Annotated in this window: 20 protein-coding genes; 5 read left to right on the forward strand and 15 right to left on the reverse strand. The window is 41.9% G+C overall.

Going from position 1 to position 23,223, the window contains the following annotated elements; genetic code table 11:
- Positions 1–448 precede the first annotated feature (448 nt).
- The gene (locus JIG37_RS20750; RefSeq protein ID WP_138615828.1) at positions 449–1,306 is read right to left on the reverse strand and encodes a tetratricopeptide repeat protein; all 858 of its coding nucleotides are present in this window, start codon (positions 1,304–1,306) and stop codon (positions 449–451) included.
- Positions 1,307–1,389: 83 nt separating this feature from the next.
- Between JIG37_RS20750 and JIG37_RS20755 the strand changes: the two genes are divergently transcribed.
- The gene (locus tag JIG37_RS20755) at positions 1,390–2,703 is read left to right on the forward strand and encodes an amidohydrolase (protein ID WP_199530188.1); all 1,314 of its coding nucleotides are present in this window, start codon (positions 1,390–1,392) and stop codon (positions 2,701–2,703) included.
- Between the two features lies 1 nt (position 2,704).
- On the opposite strand, the gene JIG37_RS20760 is transcribed toward JIG37_RS20755, so the two are convergent.
- The 4 genes from JIG37_RS20760 to pomA all read right to left on the reverse strand — a co-directional run bounded on the left by JIG37_RS20760 (position 2,705) and on the right by pomA (position 6,983).
- Positions 2,705–4,615, reverse strand: a complete 1,911-nt coding sequence (locus tag JIG37_RS20760; RefSeq protein ID WP_199530189.1) for a DNA topoisomerase III — start codon at positions 4,613–4,615, stop codon at positions 2,705–2,707.
- Between the two features lie 66 nt (positions 4,616–4,681).
- Positions 4,682–5,158 (reverse strand): hypothetical protein, encoded by a 477-nt coding sequence (locus tag JIG37_RS20765; protein ID WP_199530190.1) that lies wholly within the window; start codon positions 5,156–5,158, stop codon positions 4,682–4,684.
- A gap of 130 nt (positions 5,159–5,288) precedes the next feature.
- Positions 5,289–6,212, reverse strand: a complete 924-nt coding sequence (locus JIG37_RS20770; RefSeq protein WP_054552563.1) for a flagellar motor protein MotB — start codon at positions 6,210–6,212, stop codon at positions 5,289–5,291.
- Between the two features lie 3 nt (positions 6,213–6,215).
- Positions 6,216–6,983: a flagellar motor protein PomA gene (gene pomA / locus JIG37_RS20775; protein ID WP_054552564.1), complete on the reverse strand. Its 768-nt coding sequence runs from the start codon at positions 6,981–6,983 to the stop codon at positions 6,216–6,218.
- A 272-nt stretch (positions 6,984–7,255) separates the two neighbouring features.
- Here pomA and xseB point away from each other — a divergent pair, with 272 nt between their 5' ends.
- The 4 genes from xseB to JIG37_RS20795 all read left to right on the forward strand — a co-directional run bounded on the left by xseB (position 7,256) and on the right by JIG37_RS20795 (position 12,729).
- On the forward strand, positions 7,256–7,498 hold the full coding sequence (gene xseB / locus JIG37_RS20780; RefSeq protein WP_054552565.1) for an exodeoxyribonuclease VII small subunit: 243 nt from the start codon (positions 7,256–7,258) through the stop codon (positions 7,496–7,498).
- A 4-nt stretch (positions 7,499–7,502) separates the two neighbouring features.
- A complete protein-coding gene (gene ispA, locus JIG37_RS20785) occupies positions 7,503–8,390 on the forward strand; it encodes a (2E,6E)-farnesyl diphosphate synthase (RefSeq protein WP_138615821.1) in 888 nt (295 codons plus the stop codon).
- An 88-nt stretch (positions 8,391–8,478) separates the two neighbouring features.
- On the forward strand, positions 8,479–10,341 hold the full coding sequence (gene dxs / locus JIG37_RS20790; RefSeq protein ID WP_199530191.1) for a 1-deoxy-D-xylulose-5-phosphate synthase: 1,863 nt from the start codon (positions 8,479–8,481) through the stop codon (positions 10,339–10,341).
- Positions 10,342–10,560: 219 nt separating this feature from the next.
- Positions 10,561–12,729 carry a collagen-like protein gene (locus JIG37_RS20795; RefSeq protein WP_199530192.1) on the forward strand — a complete coding sequence of 723 codons (2,169 nt, stop codon included), beginning with the start codon at positions 10,561–10,563 and terminating at the stop codon, positions 12,727–12,729.
- Between the two features lie 104 nt (positions 12,730–12,833).
- Here the strand turns inward: JIG37_RS20795 and JIG37_RS20800 are convergent, their stop codons facing one another.
- The 10 genes from JIG37_RS20800 to glyA form a co-directional block, all read right to left on the reverse strand.
- Complete coding sequence (locus tag JIG37_RS20800) at positions 12,834–15,920, reverse strand: ligand-binding sensor domain-containing diguanylate cyclase (protein WP_194442884.1); 3,087 nt, start codon at positions 15,918–15,920, stop codon at positions 12,834–12,836.
- A gap of 33 nt (positions 15,921–15,953) precedes the next feature.
- Positions 15,954–16,439 (reverse strand): phosphatidylglycerophosphatase A, encoded by a 486-nt coding sequence (locus JIG37_RS20805; protein ID WP_062566077.1) that lies wholly within the window; start codon positions 16,437–16,439, stop codon positions 15,954–15,956.
- Positions 16,436–17,410 carry a thiamine-phosphate kinase gene (gene thiL, locus JIG37_RS20810; RefSeq protein ID WP_194442885.1) on the reverse strand — a complete coding sequence of 325 codons (975 nt, stop codon included), beginning with the start codon at positions 17,408–17,410 and terminating at the stop codon, positions 16,436–16,438. The genes JIG37_RS20805 and thiL overlap by 4 nt, the downstream gene beginning before the upstream one ends.
- Positions 17,411–17,454: 44 nt before the next feature.
- Positions 17,455–17,865, reverse strand: coding sequence for a transcription antitermination factor NusB (nusB, locus tag JIG37_RS20815; protein WP_054552571.1), 411 nt, complete (start codon positions 17,863–17,865; stop codon positions 17,455–17,457).
- A gap of 15 nt (positions 17,866–17,880) precedes the next feature.
- Positions 17,881–18,345 carry a 6,7-dimethyl-8-ribityllumazine synthase gene (gene ribE, locus JIG37_RS20820; protein WP_054562661.1) on the reverse strand — a complete coding sequence of 155 codons (465 nt, stop codon included), beginning with the start codon at positions 18,343–18,345 and terminating at the stop codon, positions 17,881–17,883.
- A gap of 105 nt (positions 18,346–18,450) precedes the next feature.
- Entirely contained in the window at positions 18,451–19,566 is a 1,116-nt protein-coding gene (ribBA, locus tag JIG37_RS20825) for a bifunctional 3,4-dihydroxy-2-butanone-4-phosphate synthase/GTP cyclohydrolase II (protein WP_138615817.1), read from the reverse strand.
- Positions 19,567–19,608: 42 nt separating this feature from the next.
- A complete protein-coding gene (locus JIG37_RS20830) occupies positions 19,609–20,262 on the reverse strand; it encodes a riboflavin synthase (protein ID WP_194442886.1) in 654 nt (217 codons plus the stop codon).
- Positions 20,263–20,266: 4 nt separating this feature from the next.
- Positions 20,267–21,406 carry a bifunctional diaminohydroxyphosphoribosylaminopyrimidine deaminase/5-amino-6-(5-phosphoribosylamino)uracil reductase RibD gene (gene ribD, locus JIG37_RS20835; protein ID WP_194442887.1) on the reverse strand — a complete coding sequence of 380 codons (1,140 nt, stop codon included), beginning with the start codon at positions 21,404–21,406 and terminating at the stop codon, positions 20,267–20,269.
- A 2-nt stretch (positions 21,407–21,408) separates the two neighbouring features.
- The gene (nrdR, locus tag JIG37_RS20840; protein WP_054552576.1) at positions 21,409–21,858 is read right to left on the reverse strand and encodes a transcriptional regulator NrdR; all 450 of its coding nucleotides are present in this window, start codon (positions 21,856–21,858) and stop codon (positions 21,409–21,411) included.
- 106 nt (positions 21,859–21,964) lie between these two features.
- Entirely contained in the window at positions 21,965–23,221 is a 1,257-nt protein-coding gene (glyA, locus tag JIG37_RS20845) for a serine hydroxymethyltransferase (RefSeq protein ID WP_054552577.1), read from the reverse strand.
- Positions 23,222–23,223: the final 2 nt, after the last annotated feature.

Genomic DNA, 23,223 nt, shown 5'->3' on the forward strand with positions numbered 1-23,223 from the left:
AACTCAATCTGTACGAGTGCCCACACAGATGATTGCTTTATATTGTTAAAGAACGTTGCGACGTTGTCGCTAGGGATGCGTATAATACATCCTTAATTTTTCGAGTCAACACTTAATTTTAAACTTTCTTTTTAGACCGTTTTAAACCGAAGTTTTACTTAACTCTGTGTCACTTTGTTCAACGATTTTCATTGCTGCCCGCCGTGTCAGTGGATGCGCATTATAGGGATGCGAAGAATTAACGCAAGCACTTTTTGTAGAAAACTACTAAAAACTTACCTTTCGCGCAAAAAACAAGCTAAAGGCAGTAAAAAACACAGTTTACTGTACAAAATACAGCCAACTTTTCTCGAGAGGATCTTAAGTATTATCGAAATTAGGTAATACGCAAGTTTTTAAATAAAAAAGAGCCACAATCTTAGTGGCGCTTTTATCAATCAACTCTTAATTAGTACAAGATACTATATAACTTACGACGATACTTAGATGCCAAGGCATCGCCATCAGGTAAAGAAGCGATAATTTCTAGATAGGTTGGTTTTGCATCTGCGTAGTTAAGATCTTTTTTAAGTACATTAAATAACATCTCTAGTGCTTCTTCTTTACGACCCGCGCTATTAAGAGCATTACTTAGTTCTACTTTTATCTCTAAATCATTTGGGTATTTTTCAACTTTATCCTGCAGTGCTTTTATCTCTGGCGAATCAGTGGCAGCTAATGCTTGTTCACATTTTGCTTGAATATTTGTGAAATACGCATCACGTTCGTTTTCTGCAACCGAATCTAATAATGCTTGTGCATCTTCTAATTTATGAATTTGAATACAGATATCAGCTAAAACTAACTTTACACGTGTGTGATTTGGATCAAGTTCATAAGCCTGCTTTGCATAGTTAAAGGCATTATTTAGATCTTGATTAATTAACGCTTGCTTAGCTTGCTCTAATAATAACTCGTGTTGAGCTGGTAAATGTTTAGCTAGCGCATCGCGAATTTGCTGTTCTGTTTGAGCACCCGGTAACATATCCACAGGTGCTGAATCTTTTAACATCACAAGCGTTGGTAATGCTTGTAAACCAATTTGCTGCGCAAGTTGCCCTGCAAGAGCTTGCTCAACATCGCAATCTAATGTCGCTACTAATAAATGCTCACCATACTCATTTGCTATTTTCTCTAAAATTGCAGCTTGCTGATGGCACTCTGGGTTTTGCGCAGAGTAAAAAGTAAGTAGCACTAGCTTTTCAGCTGACGTTTCACCCAATGCTTGCTGCAAATTTTGTGGGGTAAGGTTTATCATATTATTCATTTGATTGATTGCACTATATAAGTATTTAGGTTTTTATATAGTGGCAAACATAACAATTACAAGCCCAACGGGTCGAGGTCATTATGAAATTATCTGCTATTTCTGCAGCTTTATTACTTCTTAGTCCATTCGCACAAGCAACAACGCTCGATTTAAACCTTCAAAAGACTATGCCTGAAATTGAAAAGCTATATTTAGACTTACATCAATCTCCTGAGCTGTCTTACCATGAAAAAGAAACGGGCCAAAAGCTTGCAAAGCAATTAAAACAACTGGGCTTTACTGTTACAGATAATGTAGGTGGTTATGGCGTTGTTGGTATTTATGAAAATGGTGATGGCCCTACAGTAATGATCCGCACTGATACTGATGGACTCCCAATTGTTGAGCAAACTGGAAAACCTTACGCTTCTAAAGTGACTGTAACAAATGATGCTGGTGCAACCGTTGGCGTAATGCATGGTTGTGGTCATGATATTCACATGAGTTCATTTATTGGCACAGCACAACAGTTAATGACACATAAAGAGCAGTGGCAAGGTACGTTAATGATGGTCGCACAACCTGCAGAGGAAGTTGGCGGTGGTGCAAAAGCAATGCTTAAAGAAGGGCTTTTCACTAAGTACCCTACTCCAGATCATGTTATTGGTTTGCATGTAAGTGCAAGTGTTCCTGCTGGTAAAGTTAGCATGAAAACTGAATATACAATGGCAAGTGTTGACTCTGTTGATATTATAGTAAAGGGCAAAGGCGGTCATGGTGCCTACCCACACACAACGATAGACCCAGTTGTGATTGCTTCACGTATTGTATTGGCACTGCAAACTATTACTAGTCGCGAATTGTCACCACTCGAGCCGTCAGTGATCACCGTTGGCTCAATTCATGGAGGCTCTAAACACAATGTCATTTCAGATGAAGTAAAACTACAACTTACATTGCGTAGCTATAACCCTGAAGTTCGTTTACAACAAATCGCGGCAATTAAACGAATTACTAAAGGCATCGCATTAAGTGCAGGGCTTGACGAAAGCTTAGCACCAGAAGTCTATGTGCATGAAGATGAGTCAATTCCTTCAACTTATAACAATCCTGCACAAACCAATGTAGTGCGTTCAGCAATTGCTAACGCTATTGGTGAAGACAATGTACTTGAAACTGAAGCTGTAATGGCCGGTGAAGACTTTGGCCTTTATGGCCGTACAGAACAAAATGTGCCGATTACTTTGTTTTGGTTAGGCGGTGTTGAACCGAGTCAATATGACTCAGCAATGCAATCTGGCGCAACATTACCTTCTTTACACTCAAGTAAGTTTGCACCTGATTACAAAAAAGCACTTCCTACTGGAATTACAGCAATGAGTAACGCCGCGGTTGCCCTATTCAACAAAAAGTAGTTTAGGCTGACTTAGCTCTGGGCTTAGCTTTTCTTTTAAAACGTCGCTTTTGCGGCGTTTTTGGTAACTGGGCAAAGACTTGGCTATCGCATTGCTTGGCTTGCTCAACTAAAGCATGTAACTCTTCCAACAATGGTGTTAAAAATTGCTGATAACTCATATGCTGTTCAGCGATATTACCTAACGACGCTTCCCACTTAGCTGTTAAGTCAGGGCTAGCAAGCTGTTCTGGTAATGTACTTATAAGAGCTTTACCTGTTGCGGTAGCCAGAATGTTTTTACCCTGACGTTCTAAAAAACGGCGTTTAAATAAAAGCTCAAGAATACCGGCTCGCGTAGCTTCAGTACCAAGACCATCTGTTTCCTTAAGGATCTTTTTAATTTCTGGGTCTTTCACATACCGACTGATGCCTGTCATGGCACTTAATAAGGTCGCATCAGTAAAATGCGCTGGCGGTGTCGTCATTTTGTCTACTACTTCACCTTGATTGCAATGCAGCTGTTGACCTTTTTCAAGTGGTGGTAAGGTTTGCTCATCTTTTAACTCTGTTTTGCCCATTAATATTTTAAAGCCTAAGCTAACATCTTGCTTAGCTGCTGCTTTAAAAAGCCCACCCGCAATTTCAACCGTTATTTTGGTTTCGTTAAATAGATAGTCTGGGTAAAATTGGATTAAATAATGACGACAGATCAAGCGATAGATTTTTTGTTCATCACTATTTAAGGACGCTGAGCGAAGTTGTTTTTCGGTTGGAACAATAGCGTGGTGAGCTGCCACTTTGCTGTCATTAAAACATTTACTCCGCTTACTGCTATCAGCTTGCTTACAAGCTTCAATTGCTTGACCTTCATTATTAGCGATGGCGGCAATAATACTCGCGGCATCTTTATGATGATCTTTTGGTAAATAGCGATTATCTGAACGAGGGTACGTAATTAACTTATGACGCTCATACAAGTTTTGGCAGGTATCTAGCACTTTTTGTGCAGGCATTGAAAACGCCTTTGCCGCATCAATCTGTAAAGCGGATAAATTATAAGGTAGCGGTGCCTGTTGTTTTTTTTGCTTTTGCTCAAGCTCAACCACTTTAGCTGGTTGATTAGTTATGCGTGACACAACATTTTCAGCAAGCCCCCTATGCAATACTCGCCCTTCTTCATCTTGATAAGGTTCACATGCTTTACTTGGTTGCCACTTTGCAGCAAATGTTTGCTGCTGCTGAGTTGCAAGGTGCGCTAAAACTTCGTAAAAAGGTTTTGCTACAAAATTAGCGATTTCATTATCACGATTAACGACTAAACCTAAAATAGGCGTTTGAACACGCCCAACAGATAGCACATTGCCAAATCCAGCTTTTTGCCCAGCAAGCGTATAGGCTCGAGTTAAATTCATGCCAAATAACCAATCGGCACGTGATCGAGCTAAGGCAGACACACTCAAAGGAATAAAATCGCGGTTCGATTTCAAATTATTTAGTGCTTTTTTAACTGCACTTAAGTTTAAGTCGCTGATCAAGAGTCGTTGAATTTGCTGTTTTTTGGCTTGGCTAAGTTTAACCTGTTCGATCACTTCATCAACCAATAGCTGGCCTTCCCTATCAGGGTCGCCAGCATGAATTATTGTACTTGCCTGCTTAATGAGCTTTTTTAGTACAGTAAGTTGTTTGCGTGTTTTTGCTTTAGGTTTTAATTGCCATTGTTCTGGCACGATAGGTAAATGCTCAAATCGCCATTTTTTAAAACTTGCATCGTAATCATCGGGCTCTGCTTGCTCAAGTAAATGACCAATACACCAAGAGACACAATCTCCATTACCAAGCTCTATATAACCATCCTGTTTTTTTTGTGGTTTTGGTAGAGCATCTGCAATGGCTCGTGCCAAGGATGGTTTTTCGGCAATGTAAAGTTTCATAACGCAACACTAAATACTGTTTTTATAAACAGTAGTCTAGCACAGGATTTTTAACGAAGAAACGCCTTAAGCTTGCTGGCTTCGTCGAGTAAAAAGATAGATAAGTGGTAGGTAACATACGACCACAGTACCAATATTGATTAGCGGTAGCAGGGTCTTATACATGTAAGTGCTGTAAGACAAATCCCAAAGGTGGCGGTCAACTAAACGGAACAATTGCAAAATAGGCGCCATTATCACAACCAACTGCCCTAAAACACTTTGCCATAAGTAGACTTTATCTTTAATACCTAAGTAAGCAATGATTGCCATCCAAGCAATATCATTAAAAGCCCAAACGACATAGCGCCAAATATAAATGTCATCAAATTCACGTAAGCCGCTATGAATTAAGGTACCGTATAAAAAGAAACATGCAGTTATTACGGTAAAGTGGAATGCCTGCCAATCTTTGCGGAGGTAGAAAACGAAAATAGCAGGGATCAGAATGAACACCCAGCTATTATTCAAAATTGAGATGGTATATACAAACCAATCAGGCAAAATTAACTAACCTTAATCTGTTTTACCATCATCGTCGCCACTACCATTACCAGGCATGTAGCTATATTTATCAACTTTTTTCATTTTTATTCTCTATTACATTTGTTAATGAGGCTTAACTTTAATTGATTTACTGCCTTACATCAATAGGTTCAGATTCGTGTGCTTTACCTTGCATAATAGAGATTTCAACACGGCGATTTCGCTTGCGATCTTCGTCGGTTACATTCGGTACTAGAGGCCTCGTTTCTGCGTGGCCGACTACCATCATACGGGACTTATCAAACCCTGGCGCTTTTTCCATTTCACTGGCAACTGCCACCGCACGTTTTGATGATAAATCCCAATTATTAGTATAAAGCTCATTCGATACTTGGAAGTCATCAGTGTGACCTGACACGGTTATTTCACCCGGCACATCTTTTAACAGCGTAGCAATATCACGAATAATAGGTTTAAATTTTGGCTGTAAAAAAGCACTACCCGATGGGAATGAACCATTCTCACGAATGCGAATAATAATTTGCTGGCCTAATGACTCGAGCTCAATCGCACCATCCATAATTTGCTGTTCTAGTTGCTGAGCAATTTTCTTCACAAGTTCATTTGTTTGTTCTTGATCAGCCGCAGAAATTGACTGTTCTAAAGCTTGTTGCTGAGCCGTACTTTGCGATTCACCACCACGTTTATTACCGCGCTGTTCTTGTCGACCACCGGCGGAGCTTTCGTCGCCAGCCTGAAACTCAAGCATTTGTTGTGTCATCTCAACGGTTTGTTGCTGAATCGTTTCAATAGGTGTTGGCTCAGGTTTACCCGGAGTGAACTCCATGGCAATAACAGAGGTTCCTTTTGGAATATCTTTTACTTCAATTTTATTTTGTACACCAAAAGCAAACTTCATAGAGCCAGCAATTTGCTTAAACTTCAGCACGTCCATTTCAGAGAAAGCAAGCAAGAGTACAAAGAAGCACATTAATAATGACATTAAATCCGCGAAGGTACCCATCCATGCAGGCAAGCCTGGTGGAGGACATTTGCACTCTTCATCTGACATGCTCTACTCCTCGGTATCAACTTTACGTTTTGATTCGGCTAAGTAGTTTTTCAAAATACCTTCAATTACTTTCGGGTTCTGACCGTCTTGAATACCTAGCACCGCGTCAAGAATTAAGCGTTGATTGAGGGCTTCTTCGTCTTTACGCAGTTCTAGTTTTACCTGAATTGGAATAGCGACAACGTTTGCTAAGAAAGCACCATAGAGAGTTGTTAAAAGGGCAACTGCCATTGCTGGGCCGATTGCCTTTGGGTCATCCATGTTTGATAACATAGCAACCAGACCGATTAGCGTACCGATCATACCCATTGCAGGAGCAATATCGGCAAGTGATTTGAATAAACCAGCACCGAGTTCATGACGGTTAGCAGTAAGAGAAATATCTTTTTGCAGCGTGGCGCGAACGACATCAGCATCATGACCATCCACTAACATATCGACCCCTTTACGCATAAAACCGTTGGGGATTTCAGCTTCTTCTAATGCTAAGAAGCCACCTTTACGTGCAGAATCAGCTAATTCTACTGCTTTTTCAATTAATTCTTCCGGAGATTCGATTTTGAACATAAAAGCTTTTGCTGCCACTTTACCTATGCCCAAAAATTGCCCCATGGTGAAATTTGATAATACAATAAAAATCGAACCACCAAATACAATGACCACCGAAGGCGTGTTGTAAAACATTGCAACTTGGCCATCACTACTTAACACCATCGACATAGCAATTAAGCCTATGGCACCAAGAATACCTATTATGGTTGCTAAATCCACATACCCCTCCAGAGGAACAATTACACGATACACTCAAGTATCAAATTTTTATTATTAACTGCTTATCGGCAAGCAGTTGAAATACTTAAATCATTAAATGAATTAATTTTATTTTAATGTAAGATTTTTAAGCTACAAGTTTAAGCTGTATTTAAAATCGTAAAAATAGCATACTAAAAATGAATTATGCGTAAAAAAACACATCATTCTTTGACCTAGTTTAGCATTCCCCCTAAAATTGGCCTCACTTTCTAACAGCTATCGAGGCCACAATGGCAACAAAGAAACCAGAAAACTTAAGCTTTGAAGAAGCACTGGATGAATTATCTCAAATTGTTGCACAAATGGAGCAAGGTGAATTGTCACTGGAACAATCACTAAAACAATTTGAACGCGGCATTGCGCTAGCAAACGCTTCGTCTGGTAAGTTACAACAAGCCGAACAAAAAGTTGCCATTTTAATGGGTAACGATAGCCAAGCGCCTCTTAGCAATTTTGATTCAAACTTGGACTAATTAAGTGCAATTAAAAGAACAATTACAACGCGCTCGTGAAGACGTAGAAGCACACTTAAATCGCTATTTTGAACAGCCACTTAATACCGAAAAAAACATCAAAGAAGCCACCCACTACGGTGTTCTAAATGGTGGTAAACGCTTACGTCCTTACCTTGTATATGCAACGGGCCGGATGATGGGCGCGGACAAGGCCGATCTTGATATTCTTGCCGCCGCTATTGAGTGTATTCATAGCTATTCTTTAGTTCATGATGACTTACCAGCAATGGATGATGATGACTTAAGACGTGGCCGCCCTACCTGTCATATTGTCTATGGCGAAGCACAAGCCATACTCGCAGGTGATGCCTTACAAACACTGGCATTTGATTTAATTGCCAATCATCAATTTGCTGTTTCTGCGAGCCAGCAAGTAAAAATGATTGCCTCATTAAGCAAAGCCTCAGGTATTGAAGGTATGGTAGGTGGGCAAGCACTGGATATTGAAGCGACCGATAAAGAAATTACAGTTGCTCAGCTAGAGCGCATTCATCAGCTAAAAACGGGTGCCTTGCTTAATTGTGCAATTACACTCGGTGCATTGAGTGCAAAAAGCTGTGATGAACATACACTCGCGCAATTAAACCTATTCGGTCAAGCAATTGGGCTGGCCTTTCAGGTACAAGACGATATCCTTGATGTAGAAGCTGATACTGAAACATTAGGTAAGCCACAGGGTTCCGATGTTGCTGCAAACAAAGCAACCTACCCTGCTTTATTAGGGATGGCAGGCGCAAAGCAAAAAGCCCAAGATTTGCTGGCTCAAGCCCATCAAGCTCTTGAGGCTATTGATTACGACACCAGCGAATTAGCGAGTCTTGCAAGCTATATTGTTGAACGCAATTATTAATACCTAAAAAGAAAGACAAAATAACTAAAAAATCGGAGCGGCAATGGGCTATAATGCACTCTGGTTAGCGAAGGATGTATAAAAAATCATGACACTTGATAGTAGCAAGTATCCATTATTAAGTTTGGTTGACGAACCAGCACAACTGCGTGATTTAGCGCAAGACAAGTTACCTGCGTTTAGTAAAGAGTTACGCGGATACCTACTTAACTCAGTTTCGCAAAGTAGTGGTCATCTAGCATCAGGTTTAGGCACTGTTGAGTTAACAGTTGCACTGCATTATGTTTATAACACTCCTGAAGATCGTTTAGTTTGGGATGTGGGTCATCAAGCATACCCGCATAAAATCTTAACGGGTCGTCGTGACCAAATGCATACTATTCGTCAAAAAGACGGTTTACACCCATTCCCATTCCGTGAAGAAAGCCCATACGATACTTTCAGTGTTGGTCATTCGAGCACCTCAATTTCAGCAGCCTTAGGTATGGCCATTGCTGCAGAAAAAGAAGGTAAAGATCGTAAAACTGTTGCTGTTATTGGCGATGGTGCGATCACTGCTGGTATGGCATTTGAAGCAATGAATCACATGGGTGATGTTAATCCTAACGTGTTAATTATCTTAAACGACAATGAAATGTCGATTTCAGAAAACGTGGGGGCACTCAATAACCACTTTGCCCGAATTTTATCTGGTAGCTTCTACACCAATATTCGTGAAGGCAGTAAAAAGCTCCTTTCTGGTTTACCGCCTGTGAAAGAACTTGCTAGCCGCATGGAAGAGCACCTAAAAGGAATGGTCATTCCGGGTACGTTCTTTGAAGAGTTAGGCCTAAATTACATCGGCCCAATCGATGGTCATGATGTAAATATGTTGGTTGATACCTTACGTAATATGCGTAACCTTAAAGGCCCACAGTTACTACATATTAAAACGCAAAAAGGTAAAGGTTATAAGCCTGCTGAAGCGGATCCAATTGGCTACCACGGCGTACCAAAATTTGATCCGAGCATGTCGAAATTACCAAAATCAAAACCGGGTGCTGCCACATTCTCAAATGTGTTTGGTGACTGGTTATGCGATATGGCAGCCCAAGACGACAAGCTAATGGCAATTACCCCTGCGATGCGTGAAGGTTCAGGCATGGTGCGTTTTTCAAAAGAGTATCCTGCGCAATACTTTGATGTGGCGATTGCTGAACAACATGCTGTAACGCTTGCAGCAGGCCTCGCTTGTGAAGGGTTGAAGCCTGTTGTTGCTATTTATTCAAGCTTTTTACAACGCGCTTACGATCAACTTATCCACGATGTAGCATTACAAAACTTACCTGTTTTATTCGCTATTGACCGTGCAGGTATTGTTGGTGCTGATGGTGAAACTCACCAAGGCGCCTATGACTTAAGTTTTATGCGCTGTATTCCTAATATGATTATTATGGCGCCAAGCGACACGAACGAGTGCCGCCAAATGCTTTACACTGGCTACCAATGCAATCAACCTGTTGCTGTTCGTTACCCACGTGGTAGTGCCGGCAATTGTGATGTTGAATCAACAATGAGTGCGATTGAAATCGGTAAAGCGCGTAGTATAAAACAAGGTAGTAAAGTGGCCATCTTGTCGTTCGGTACGCTGTTAGAGAGCGCCAAAGTAGCCGCAGATGAGCTAAATGCAACAGTGATCGATATGCGCTTTATCAAACCTCTTGATACTGAAGCTATTAATGAGTTACTTAGCAGCCATGATGTCATTGTTACTTTAGAAGACAATGCCATTGCAGGCGGTGCTGGTTCTGCTGTGAATGAATATTTGGCTGCAATCAAAGCCGATGTGACTATCTTAAATTTAGGTATTCCAGATGAGTTCATTAAGCATGGCACACAAGATGAAATGCACGCTGAGATGGGCCTAGATGCCAATGGCATCTTAACTCGCATTAAAGAGTTCATGGCTTAAAAACTATACGCAATTCATTAAAAAGGAGCCTCATGGCTCCTTTTTTATTATTTAAAACCATACACATAAAAAATAACTTACCTATTTTCTATTTTCTTGCATCCAATATCTTTAGCTAGCCGTTTATTCATTGAGGTTAACTCGTGAGCACGTATTTTGTCGTTAAACAATACAGGTTGTTTGTTCACATTTGATGGAATATTTAAAAGGTATAGACAAATGAATACGATTAAAAGTAAAGCTATTAAAGATCAACAACTCGCTAATTCAAAACTATCTAAGGTCATGTTTTCTGCCATTGCTCTTGCTGTGATGCTGGGTATTACAGGGTGTGATGGAGATGATGGTAAAGATGGTGCTATGGGAGCTCAAGGTGCAGCAGGGCAAGACGGTACTAATGGTGTCGATGGCCAAAATGGCGCTGACGGTCAAAATGGCGCTGATGGTATGAATGGCAACGATGGCGCTCCTGGCTTTGCATCAGCAACATTTATATTAGCGAACAATGGCTCTGATAATGCGGGCACTATCAACCTCATTGATCAAAATGCCGCTAAACTCACAACATTTAATACTGGTGCTAATGAAGGTGTTGTTTTCGATAGCTTAGGTAATTTAGTGCAAGCTGCTGATTCTGGAAATGGAGCACTGAGTACCGTATGCCAAGTGTTAAACCGTGCAGATGGCATGTACACCAATAATATTGATCGTACATTAACTGGCACAAACACCACACTTGTAAATCCGAAGGGCATACATATCTCTAATAAATATGGTCTTGTTTTTATTGCTGATTTTAATGCTATGCAAGTAACTGTATTTGGTAAAGAAACTGCAGGCGATGTAGCACCATTAGCAACAACGGTAACTGATGCAACACCATGGGATCTTACGTACGATGAAAATAATGATCGTCTTTACGTCGCACTAACTAATGGTGATGTTGCTGTTTACGACAATTATGTAATGGGTGGTTTTACTGCAACACCAACTCGAACCATTACACCAAGTGATGAAACTGGTACAAAAATTTCAGTCAATATTCATGGTATTGCTTTAGATATGACTAGTAACAAGCTTGTGCTGTCTGATGTAGGTAGTGCATCTGATGCAACAGATGGTGCACTCTTTGTCATTTCAAATGCTGCTCAAGCAGATGGTATGGTAGCGGTTGACCGTCATATAGCAGGTCCAATGTCTATGCTCGGTAACCCTGTGGATATAAGTCTTACTGGCAGCGACTTGCGTGTGGCTGAAAAATCAAATGATGCAGTTTTAGTATTTAGTAATATATTTGCAGGCGAAAGTGGTGATGTATCACCAGATCTCATCACGCCAACAACAAAACCTGAATCAATAACAGAAACCGTTATGCATAATAATATGCAAGATAGCTCTGATAGTATTATGGTTAACATGCCCCTGCTCGGTGTAGCTGTAAGTAGTAACCCAGGAACAGTAGGTCCAACAACAGGTCAAATTAGTCGTTTAAACGCACCTTTAACAGCCGAACTGGCAACGTATAATGCAAGTCAAACAATTGAAAGTGTGGCTTTTGATAAGTCTGGCACTAGCTACGCAACATTTGATGATGCAGTTACATCGATGGGTGGTATCGTTATTTCAAACAAGGTTGCAACACAGCGTAACGGCGAAAGTTACGCAACCAACCAAGATAGAACAATCATGGGAGCAAGTACTGGTATTATCTCACCAAAAGGTATTGATATAGCTTCAGATACAGGCATGATTTTTGTTGCTGAATTTAATGCAACAACGCCTGGTGTTCTCATTTTCTCTAGCTGCGCAACAGGTGATGTAAGCCCATTAATGACCCTAACACCCAGTGCTAGTGCACGCCCTTGGGATGTAGACTATGATCCATCAACTGACAGGGCATTTGTTGCACTTACCAATGGCACAATTGCTGTTTTTGATGAAGTGAAAAGCAAGTGGATGTCAGGTATGACAACCATTACAGGTGAAGATCGTTTAATTACCCCTGCATCGGGCGGCACTGCATTTGCTGCACCAACCAATATTCATGGTATTGATTACGACCCATTAAGTGACTCACTAATAGTTTCTGATGTTGGCTCTGCAGCCGATGCCACCGACGGGAAAATTTATGTGATTAATAGTGCCGCTATGGCCAGTGGTTTAACCAATGTAAGTGTAAATATCGCAGGTCCTGCAAGCCAATTAGGTAACCCTGTCGATATTATGTATACGGGTAATGATTTATATGTTGCCGAAAAATCAAATGGCCTAGTTATGCGCTTTGATAATATTTTAAATAGCCCTAGCGGTGACATTGCAGCAACGGTGAGCTACTCCTTTACCGCCCCAGAGTCTGTGGCTGTTTTACCAGCTTGGCTTAAACACTAACCATCAAAAGGTGTTTAGGTAACGAACGCCTCTGTTGGCCTCCAATGCCTTATCTAGCCCTAGGTAAGGCATTTTTTATACCTGCTCACTTAGTTTAGAGAGTATTAACGCATCCAAATTTTAATATCGGCTAAACCATTGGCTTGCAGTGCGCTGAGTTGCTGATCAACATTGTTGCTTTGCTCGAACTCAAAGGCATCTAATTGCTCATCAAAGGTAATGTTTGCTACACCATCGCCACCGCGCTTTTTAACTTGATGCAGTGCGATATCGGCAAGGTTAACTGAGGTTTCCCAACCAATAACTTGGCCACCCAGTAAAGGTAATGGATAAAAAGACCAACCAATCGACGCAGTGATAGTGGTCGACTGCCCATTCGGTAATCTAAATGGGTTTGCTGCAATTGCTTCACATAAATCGGCCACATAATTGTCTATTGCTGTGCGTTTGAAATCACGTAGTAAGAGTAAAAACTCATCACCACTCCAACGCGCAACATAGTCAGAACCTTGAGTACGGCTATTCAACAAAGTCGCCATTTGCTGTAAACAGCTATCGCCTGCAAGTGGGCCATACGCATCATTAATGCGGCTGAAGTTATCAAAGTTTATTATTAATAGCACTAGCGACTTACCCTGCGCTTGCAATGACTGTGAGTTACGCTGGAAGTGTTCGATATCTTTAGGGAGCTGATCAAACAAGAAGCGACGGCTACGTAAGCCTGTAAGCTCATCTGAGTGACTAACTAGCTTAAGCTGTGAGTTCACTTGGTTAAGCTTATCGTTAGCTTCTCGAAGCTCTACGGTACGTTCTGTTACTAAGCTTTCAAGCGCTAATTGCTTACGTTTCTCTTGCGCTCTAAATACCCAAAACACGAGGTAGAACAGTAAAATAAAGCTGCTGGTGATCAAGAGTCTAAAATAAATAGTCTCATCAAAACGACGCGGCACTACAAAGCTGTACTCGGTACGACGTGCTTTTTGCCAATCTTCACCACGACGCTTTGCTTCAAGTTGGAACAAAAACGATCCCGGCGGTAAGTTGGTATAGATTGCCTCACGACGAGTATTGGCATAACGCCAGTCACTGTCTAAGCCACTTAAACGATAACGGAACTCGATACTTGAAGGGGCATAATAATCAATCGCGGTATATTTTAACGTTACATCGCGTTCATCAATTTGTAGCTCAGGCTTATTACCTAAAGTTGCGGTACTTAAATGACGAAGCGGCGTGATCAAGCTTTCAATGCGAGGCTTAAGTGCTTGTACACCAAACAGCTCAACGCTCTTTGGTATTTCTACCACACCTTGCAGACTTGGGTACCAAATAGAGTTGCCTGTGTCTGCTACAGCATCATGGCCAAGGCCTGCACAACATTGACTGGCTTTACCGTCAAGTTGACGGTCAAACGATGAGATCACTTGTTCTACTTTTAAACTTTCGATATCAGTACCAAACTGCTCTACAGGCATACGGTATACGCCTTTCATAGTACTGACCCAAATACGTTTTAATTGCTTGTCGTAAACTAGACTGAAAATAGAGCCATACGGTAGACCATCGGTGGCATCTAACTGACGCCACTGCCCTTTGGTACTGCGATAAAATAAGCCATCGTTAAGTGAACCAATTAATATTCCCACTCCTTCGATATTCAAAATACTGGTGACGTAAGCACTTTCTAAACTAGTTTGGTCGCCAATTTTTTCAATCCCGCGGTCGGTAAAGTAATAAGCTCCTTTACTGGTACCTATTAAGCCAAAATTTTGCTCATCATGAACATAAGTAATAAATTTGCTGCTTAAGAAGGCATTGTATGCAAAAGGTGTTAAACCACCATAACTTAAGCGGTACATACCGCGGCCAGTACCGAGCCAAAATCCACCTTTGCTAGAACGGCTAATTGCAAATACTGGGTTATCGCGCAGCGCTCGCCCAGGCACCGTATACAGGTTTTGGTTTTCGTAATAAAACACACCGCGGCCTGTTGCGATGTACAAACGATCACCATCAAATTGTAAGTCGTGCACTGCTGCTCGACCAAACTGATTACTCGGAATTTGATTTACAAAATTCTTGTTGTAGTCGAAGTAGCCAACACCGCTACGGTTAGCCACCCATAATTTGCCATCAGGCGCTTGGCTAATCGCCATCACCGCTTCGGTCATATTTGAGATAGCTGAGTGACGTTCAATACGCCCTTCGTGAGCAAGCCATAAGCCTTCACTGAAGCTTGCCAGCCAAATGTTATTTTGATTGTCACGGAAAATATCGGCAAACCAAATGCTTTGATCGAGCTGGCTAGGTTCAACCCATTGCCAATCTCCTGAATTATTACGGAATAATAAGCGTCCATAAGTAGAGATCCATAGCGCGCCATCGGAGTCGCTCATAAACTTATAAACGGCAGAGTTACTGGCATTTGGCAGTGGGAATGGACGCAGTTCGTCATCTAAATCAAGAAAGTAGGCACCAAGCTCTGATGCAAGATACAAGTTACCTTCAAGCCACGCCATGTCATGAATAATGGTTTGCGCTAATCGTTCAGGTAGTGAAACCTTGGCAGTCAGCTCTAATCGTAATTTCGCAAAATCAGAAGAGGTATTAGTTAAACGCAATAAGTGACGCTCATTAACCAGCCAAATGCCTTCTGGCGACAATGCCATTTGACTCACCGAACCCACAATTTGCGTAATAGCAGTGGCATTAGATACAGGTACAATTAACGCGGAGTTTTGATTGAGTGTGACTTGATTTCGAGCAACATAATAAAGGCCATTCGCTGCAATCCAAATACTGCCTTTGGAATCTTCGAGAATATCGCGCACCGGACCTTTAACGTTAAAGGTTTGCGACATCATGGTTTTAGGATCAAGTGTTACTAAACCATTCTTGGTACCAACCCAAAGTAACCCTGTGCTATCGACTAGTAATTTATTGATACCATTACTTGGCAGGAAGTCGCTGTTTTGCGTATTGAAGTTAGTGAACGTATTACCATCAAAGCGGCTTAAGCCAAACTGAGTACCCAGCCACATATAGCCTTGCTCATCTTGAGCAATACTTTTTAATGATTGCGATGGCAAGCCATTTTGGATGTTCCACTGTTTGACGACATAGTCAGTAATAGATGCAAACGCAGGCAAGCTGCAAAGCATCAACAAACAGACAACTAGAAATCGCATCATATACTTGCCACCAAGTAACACTTAACTCATCGTTTAAAAAGGCAAATAGCCTGCTTTAAACAAGGCTTGAACACAAATTAATGAAAAAATACCTGCTAAAATATCATCAGCCATGATGCCCAAGCCCCCGTGTAAACGTCTATCTAAAATTCTGATAGGACCTGGTTTAGCGATATCAAAAAAGCGGAACAATAAAAAACCAACCAACAGTGACTGCCAACTCAGTGCAGCACCAATCATGGTGATATAATAACCAGCAACTTCATCCCAAACAATGGCTGGATGATCATGCACCCCTAAGTCATCTGCTGTTTTACCACATGCCCAAATACCAAACACGCTGATCACGACAGCAAATACAATTTGTAACCAAAGCGGAAAATACATTGTGGTGAAAATAAATGGCAAGGCAGCAAAGGTACCAAAGGTGCCTGGCGCTTTAGGGGCAAGGCCTAAGCCAAAACCCAGACCAAAAAATTGGTGTGGGCGTTTTAAATTGAATAAACGGTTACTGCTCAAACCGGCTCCTTTGTAAAGTGCTGAAAGCCTTTTCCTTGGTAGTTAAACTTTTCGCCGTCAAGCAATAGCTCAATCTCACCTTCGCCACTTTTAATTTGACCTACACAGCTTGCTTCTACACCATATTGGCGCAGTTTCATATCAACCATGCTTTTATTGCTTTCTGGCACAGTAAACAGCAACTCATAGTCGTCACCGTAATTTAAGATATAATCAAACTGCTCGGCACGTGGAATCGACGAATTTAATGCATCAGAAACAGGCACTTTATCGACATTGATCACTGCACTAACTTGCGATAGCGCTAAAATATGGCCTAAATCTGCCAACAAGCCATCAGAAATATCGATAGCCGCAGAGGCAGCGCCTCGCAAAACCTGACCGGCTGCTACACGTGGCGTCGGATAATCAAAACGATTATTTAAATAGCTTAAGTGTTCAGGGGCGATATCGAGGCCTTGTTTACGGGCTTCAATGGCTACACCAGCATCACCTAACGGACCAGTTACATAAATCCAATCGCCCACTTTAGCACCGCTACGGCGCAGTGCTTTGCCTTCAGGCACGATGCCTTTAGCACAAATCGTAATAGTTAAAGGACCTTGAGTGGTATCACCACCAATGATTTGCACATTGAAGTACTCTGCAATTTCATGCATGCCTTCAGTGAACTCTTCAAGCCACTCTATATTTGCTTCAGGCAAAGTTAGGCCTACCGAAATCCACGTAGGTTCAGCGCCCATTGCCGCAAGATCACTTAAGTTAACAGCTAAAGCTCGATGCCCAAGAGCACGCGCAGAGATGTCATCAAAAAAGTGTACGCCCGCAACTAAAGTATCTGTTGTTACCGCCAATTGACAGTTTTCAGGCACAGTTACTAAGGCACAATCGTCACCAATACCTAGGTTCACATCACGGCGAATAATGCCACGGCCCTTAAAGTAACGATTGATTAATTCAAATTCCTTCATACACAAAAAAGCCGGCCCAAGCCGGCTCTCCTTTACGGGGTTACTTACTTACGCAGTTCTTTCACTGCTTTATCAAGTACACCGTTGACAAATTTATGGCTGTCTTCAGCACCAAACATCTTAGCAAGCTCAATGCCTTCATTGATTGCCACTTTGTAAGGTACGTCTTCACGGAATTTCAGCTCATAGCCAGACAGACGTAAAATTGCTTTTTCGACCATGTCTAACTCATCAGCTGGGCGTGCTAAATGTGGTGCAACGATTTCATCTAATTGCTTACAGTTAACAACAACACCGCGTGCTAGGTCTTTGAAATATTCGACGTCGATCTTAGTCACATCATTTTCAATTAACATTTGCTGTTCAATATCAGCAATTGGGTTGCCGCTTAACTGCCAAGAGTATACGGCTTGAAGTGCTAAGATACGTGCTTTACGTCTTGCTGCTGGTTTCACAGAGATTCCTTAAACTTAAATTTTGTCTAACACATTAACCATTTCAAGCGCACCTAAAGCAGCTTCGCCGCCTTTATTACCCATTTTGGTACCTGCGCGCTCAATTGCTTGCTCAATGCTTTCAGTGGTTAATACGCCAAATGCAACCGGGATATCGTACTCAAGAGATACTTGTGCAAGACCTTTGTTTGATTCGCCAGCGACTAAATCAAAGTGTGGCGTACCACCTCTGATCACGACACCTAGAGCGATGATTGCATCGTGTTCTTTCTTTGCTGCAACGCGTTTCGCTGCTAAAGGTAATTCAACGGCACCTGGTACGTAAACAACAGTAATGTCGTCTTCAGAAACACCACCTGTGCGCTTAAGCTCATCAACAGCACCTGCTAATAGGCTGCTACCAATAAAGTCATTAAAGCGAGAAATGACAATGGCAAATTTTTTGCCCGGTGCGTATTTGTTACCTTCAATAATTTTCATTTAATAACCCTAAAAAATAAGTTTAAGCGGTTGCGATTGCGCAAAAATTACGGCGCATAATACCACAAAAATATAAAAGTAGCCTAGTAAATCTATTTTCCCAAATTAAGAGCGAGGCTCAACATAGTCAACCACTTCTAAGTGGAAACCAGATAGCGCGTGGTACTTCTTAGGACGGCTCATTAAGCGCATCTTTTCAATACCTAAATCAGCCAAAATTTGCGAACCAACACCCACAGTACGCGAGGTACCTTGGAATTTACGATGACTGACATTTTCGCCCGCATCTTCAGCGGCAAAGGCTTTAACGGTTGCTTCTAAATCTTCAGTTGATTCTTGTTTACCCAAGATAACCAGCACGCCGTTATGCTCAGCGATATAAGCCATAGCATCTGATAAGCCCCAGCTACGATCAGCACTTCTATCTGATAATAGAATATCGTTAAAGGTGCTTTGTAAGTGAACTCGTACTAACGTTGGCTCATCTTTCGATACTTCACCTTTTTGTAAAACATAGTGAAGCTGACCATCAATTGTGTCTTTGTAGGTCACTAAATCAAACTCACCATGATCCGTTGGTAGTTTACATTTAGCAACACGCTCAATGGTGGTTTCGTTTAGGTTTCGGTATTCGATTAAATCTGCAATAGTGCCAATCTTTAAGTCATGCTCTTTAGCAAATACTTCAAGATCTGGGCGACGGGCCATAGTGCCATCTGCATTTAGAATTTCAACAATCACAGATGAAGGTTCAAGACCTGCTAAACGTGCTAAATCACAACCCGCTTCAGTATGACCAGCACGTGTTAACACGCCACCAGGCTGCGCCATAATTGGGAAAATATGCCCTGGCTGTACGATATCGCTCGGTACGGCACCTTTAGCGATTGCGGCTTGTACAGTACGTGCGCGGTCGGCTGCTGAAATACCTGTAGTTACGCCTTTCGCCGCTTCAATCGACATAGTGAAGTTAGTTGAAAAAGCTGCACCGTTATTTTTAACCATCAGTGGTAATTCTAACTGCTGACAACGCTCTTGTGTCATTGTTAAACAAATTAAACCACGGCCGTGTGTTGCCATAAAGTTGATGGCATCAGCACTGATATGTTCTGCCGCGATAATTAAATCGCCTTCATTTTCTCGGTCTTCATCGTCCATTAAAATAACCATTTTACCGGCTTTAATGTCATCGATAATTTCTTGCGCGCTGTGTAAATTCATAATGTGCCCATGAGAGTATGATTAATAGTGACGTATCTTTGCTTACTTAATAAAGCCAGCTTGTGCGAGCAAGCTCATTGATATGTCTGAACGGGAAGGTTGTTCAGCCCCTTTAATTAGGCGCTCTAAATAGCGAGCAATCTGGTCAACTTCTAAGTTCACCTGAGTACCCACCTGAAATTCTGCAATCGTTGTTTGCTCAGCAGTATGTGGAACAATCGTTAGCTTAAAGCGATTTTGTTCAACCTCGTTGACGGTTAGGCTAATGCCATCAATACACACCGAGCCTTTGTACGGAATGTACTTCATTAAATCATTGTCAGTACTTAACCAATACTCAGTTGCACGAGCATTAGGACTAATACTTTCGACAGTAGCAATACCATCAACATGGCCTGACACTAAGTGCCCACCTAGGCGAGAAACCGGTTGCATAGCTTTTTCGAGGTTAACTGTTTGCCCTTTTTTATAATGTGCAAACCCAGTTAAGCTAATTGTTTCGTTTGATAAGTCAGCACTAAAACCATCGCTATGTTTAGCGACAACCGTTAAACACACACCATTGGTGGCAATACTGTCACCGAGCTTGACGTCTCCCATATCCAAATTAGCGCTTTGAATACGAATAGCTAGATCGCCTTGCTTTTGTGTTAGTTCAACAATTTTACCTGTTGCTTCAATAATTCCAGTAAACATAGTGCTACTCTTTATTTTCAATTTTTGTGGCTTGCTTTGCTTTTGTCGCTGTTAAGCGAATATCGTCGCCAATCATCACTGTGTCAGTAAAGGTCAATTCAGTGATATCACTCATCATGGTGACTTCTGCAAAGTTTAGTAAGCTTTTGCCCATATCACCTACTAACTTAGGGGCAATATAAACAATATATTCGTCAATTAAATCTTGCTCGGCAAACACCCCAGCAAGGGTTGCCCCCGCTTCGAGCCAAATATGATTAAATTGCAGTTCAGCAAGACGCTTTAAAACCGCCGATAAATCAACTTTATTGTTAACTGCTGGCACCACTTCGTGTTTAACAAAGTGAGGCCACTTGGTGTGATTATCAAGCGAAGTGGTAAAAATTATTACCGGGCTCTCGATGCTGAATAACGCAAGCTCAGGCGTTAACCTGTTTTGTGAGTCAATAATGATTCGGGTTGGTTGGCGCAAAGGCAACGAGGTTGGCATGGGAAATGGCAACTCATCAACACGGACATTAAGTTTTGCATTATCAGTAATAACGGTGTCTGCACCGGTTAAGATAGCGCAGCTTTGCGCACGAAATGCTTGCACATCTTGGCGCGCTTGAGGGCCTGTTATCCATTTACTTTGACCGTTATTTAGCGCAGTTTTACCATCTAAACTACACGCCATTTTACAGGTTACATATGGCAACCCAGTTTCCATACGCTTTAAAAAGCCTTTGTTTAAATCGCGCGCTTGTTGCTCAAGTAAGCCAGATGCCACACTAATACCAGCGTCAGCTAATATCTGCAGGCCGCGACCACTTACCGCAGGGTTTGGGTCAACCATAGCAGCAATCACCTTGCTTACACCCGCAGCTTTTAAACCTTCGGCACAAGGCGGAGTGCGTCCATAATGACTACAAGGCTCTAAAGTGACATAGGCAGTGGCGCCCTTTGCTTTATCGCCAGCTACAGCCAACGCATTCACTTCAGCATGGCCCTGCCCTGCGATTTGATGAAACCCTTCACCGACTATTTCGTCATCTTTAACCAGTACACAGCCAACATTCGGGTTTGGCGTGGTAGTAAAACGGCCGTGTTTAGCAAGCTCAATGGCACGCGCCATGTAAACAGTATCAAGTTCTGTAAACGACATGATTAATCACCTAAACGAGCGATTTCTTCTCCAAACTCGCGAATGTCTTCAAATGAACGATAAACCGATGCAAAGCGCACATAGGCTACTTTGTCGAGTTTTTTCAGCGACTCCATGATGCATTCGCCAATTAAATGGCTAGAGATTTCACGCTCACCGGTAGCACGAAGTTGAGATTTAATGATGTTAACGACTTCGTCGACCTGCTCAGTGCTCACTGGGCGTTTCTCTAAAGCGCGATGCAAGCCATTCAGTAACTTGTCTTCGTTAAATGGTTCGCGGCTACCGTCTTGCTTGATGACTCTTGGCATCACAAGTTCAGCGCCTTCAAAGGTGGTAAAGCGCTCATGGCATTCGTTACATTCACGTCGACGTCTCACTTGGTGACCACCGCCAACAAGTCGAGAATCAATTACTTTAGTATCTTTTGCGGTGCAAAAAGGGCAATGCATAGGGTTCTAGTTCCGTTTATAAAAAACAAAAAGGCCGCTTAGTAAGCGGCCTTTATGATAGCAAAAAACAACGCTATTGTTATCTTAATTACGGTTTAACCAGTAATTAAGCGTAAACTGGTAATTTTTTACAGATAGCTTTAACTTTCTCTTTTACTTCTGCTTGTACTGACTCATCGTTGATGTTGTCTAGTACGTCACAGATCCAGCCAGCAAGCTCTTTTGACTCAGCTTCTTTGAAACCACGGCGAGTAATAGCCGGAGAACCAATACGAAGACCAGACGTTACAAACGGTGAACGTGGGTCGTTTGGTACTGAGTTTTTATTTACAGTGATGTTAGCGTTACCTAGAGCAGCGTCAGCATCTTTACCTGTGATATCTTTATCGATTAGGTCTAGAAGGAATAAGTGGTTGTCTGTTTTACCAGAAACAACTTTGTAGCCACGCTCTTGCAGTACTTCAACCATAGCTTGAGCGTTCTTAACAACTTGTGCTTGGTACGCTTTGAATTCTGGTTGTAAAGCTTCTTTGAAAGCAACCGCTTTAGCAGCGATGATGTGGCATAAAGGACCACCTTGACCGCCAGGGAAAACGGCGCTGTTTAGCTTTTTGTAGATCTCTTCATCACCACATGCAGAAACGATTAGACCGCCACGAGGACCCGCTAATGTTTTGTGAGTTGTTGTTGTAACAACGTGTGCGTGAGGGATTGGACTTGGGTATACACCCGCTGCGATAAGACCAGCAACGTGAGCCATATCTACGAATAAGTATGCGCCAACTTTATCAGCGATTTCACGGAATTTAGCCCAGTCAACAACGCCTGAGTATGCAGAGAAACCAGCGATGATCATTTTTGGCTTGTGCTCTAATGCAAGTGCTTCAACTTGAGCATAATCAATTTCGCCTGTTTCGTCGTTTAGGCCATATTGAATTGCATTGTACGTTTTACCAGAAAAGTTAACGTGTGAACCGTGAGTTAAGTGACCACCATGAGCTAAGCTCATACCTAGTACTGTATCGTGCGGCTGAAGAAGTGCTTGGAAAACAGCTGCGTTTGCTTGTGAGCCCGCATGCGGTTGAACGTTAGCGTAATCTGTGCCGAATAATTCGTTTGCACGGTCAATTGCTAATTGCTCAACAACATCAACATGCTCACAACCGCCATAGTAACGTTTGCCTGGGTATCCTTCAGCGTATTTGTTGGTAAGCTGAGAACCCTGCGCTTCAAGTACGCGTGGGCTACAATAGTTTTCAGACGCGATCAGTTCGATATGCTCTTCTTGACGAGCCGTCTCTTTAGTGATGGCTGCAAATAACTCTGGATCGAAATCCGAAATATTCATGCTACGTTCTAACATGG

The sequence above is a fragment of the Pseudoalteromonas sp. bablab_jr010 genome, from assembly GCF_016464105.1.
GTDB classification, from domain to species: Bacteria; Pseudomonadota; Gammaproteobacteria; order Enterobacterales; family Alteromonadaceae; genus Pseudoalteromonas; species Pseudoalteromonas simplex.

Excerpts from the sequence above, each read along its gene's own strand:
- ribBA (WP_138615817.1), bottom strand. The coding sequence starts at position 19,566 with ATGAATTTACACAGCGCGCAAGAAATTATCGATGACATTAAAGCCGGT.
- JIG37_RS20795 (WP_199530192.1), top strand. The coding sequence starts at position 10,561 with ATGAATACGATTAAAAGTAAAGCTATTAAAGATCAACAACTCGCTAAT.
- dxs (WP_199530191.1), top strand. The coding sequence starts at position 8,479 with ATGACACTTGATAGTAGCAAGTATCCATTATTAAGTTTGGTTGACGAA.
- glyA (WP_054552577.1), bottom strand. The coding sequence starts at position 23,221 with ATGTTAGAACGTAGCATGAATATTTCGGATTTCGATCCAGAGTTATTT.
- ribE (WP_054562661.1), bottom strand. The coding sequence starts at position 18,345 with ATGAAAATTATTGAAGGTAACAAATACGCACCGGGCAAAAAATTTGCC.
- nrdR (WP_054552576.1), bottom strand. The coding sequence starts at position 21,858 with ATGCATTGCCCTTTTTGCACCGCAAAAGATACTAAAGTAATTGATTCT.
- JIG37_RS20755 (WP_199530188.1), top strand. The coding sequence starts at position 1,390 with ATGAAATTATCTGCTATTTCTGCAGCTTTATTACTTCTTAGTCCATTC.
- JIG37_RS20770 (WP_054552563.1), bottom strand. The coding sequence starts at position 6,212 with ATGTCAGATGAAGAGTGCAAATGTCCTCCACCAGGCTTGCCTGCATGG.
- ribD (WP_194442887.1), bottom strand. The coding sequence starts at position 21,406 with ATGTCGTTTACAGAACTTGATACTGTTTACATGGCGCGTGCCATTGAG.
- JIG37_RS20830 (WP_194442886.1), bottom strand. The coding sequence starts at position 20,262 with ATGTTTACTGGAATTATTGAAGCAACAGGTAAAATTGTTGAACTAACA.
- JIG37_RS20750 (WP_138615828.1), bottom strand. The coding sequence starts at position 1,306 with ATGAATAATATGATAAACCTTACCCCACAAAATTTGCAGCAAGCATTG.
- xseB (WP_054552565.1), top strand. The coding sequence starts at position 7,256 with ATGGCAACAAAGAAACCAGAAAACTTAAGCTTTGAAGAAGCACTGGAT.
- JIG37_RS20760 (WP_199530189.1), bottom strand. The coding sequence starts at position 4,615 with ATGAAACTTTACATTGCCGAAAAACCATCCTTGGCACGAGCCATTGCA.
- JIG37_RS20800 (WP_194442884.1), bottom strand. The coding sequence starts at position 15,920 with ATGATGCGATTTCTAGTTGTCTGTTTGTTGATGCTTTGCAGCTTGCCT.
- thiL (WP_194442885.1), bottom strand. The coding sequence starts at position 17,410 with ATGAAGGAATTTGAATTAATCAATCGTTACTTTAAGGGCCGTGGCATT.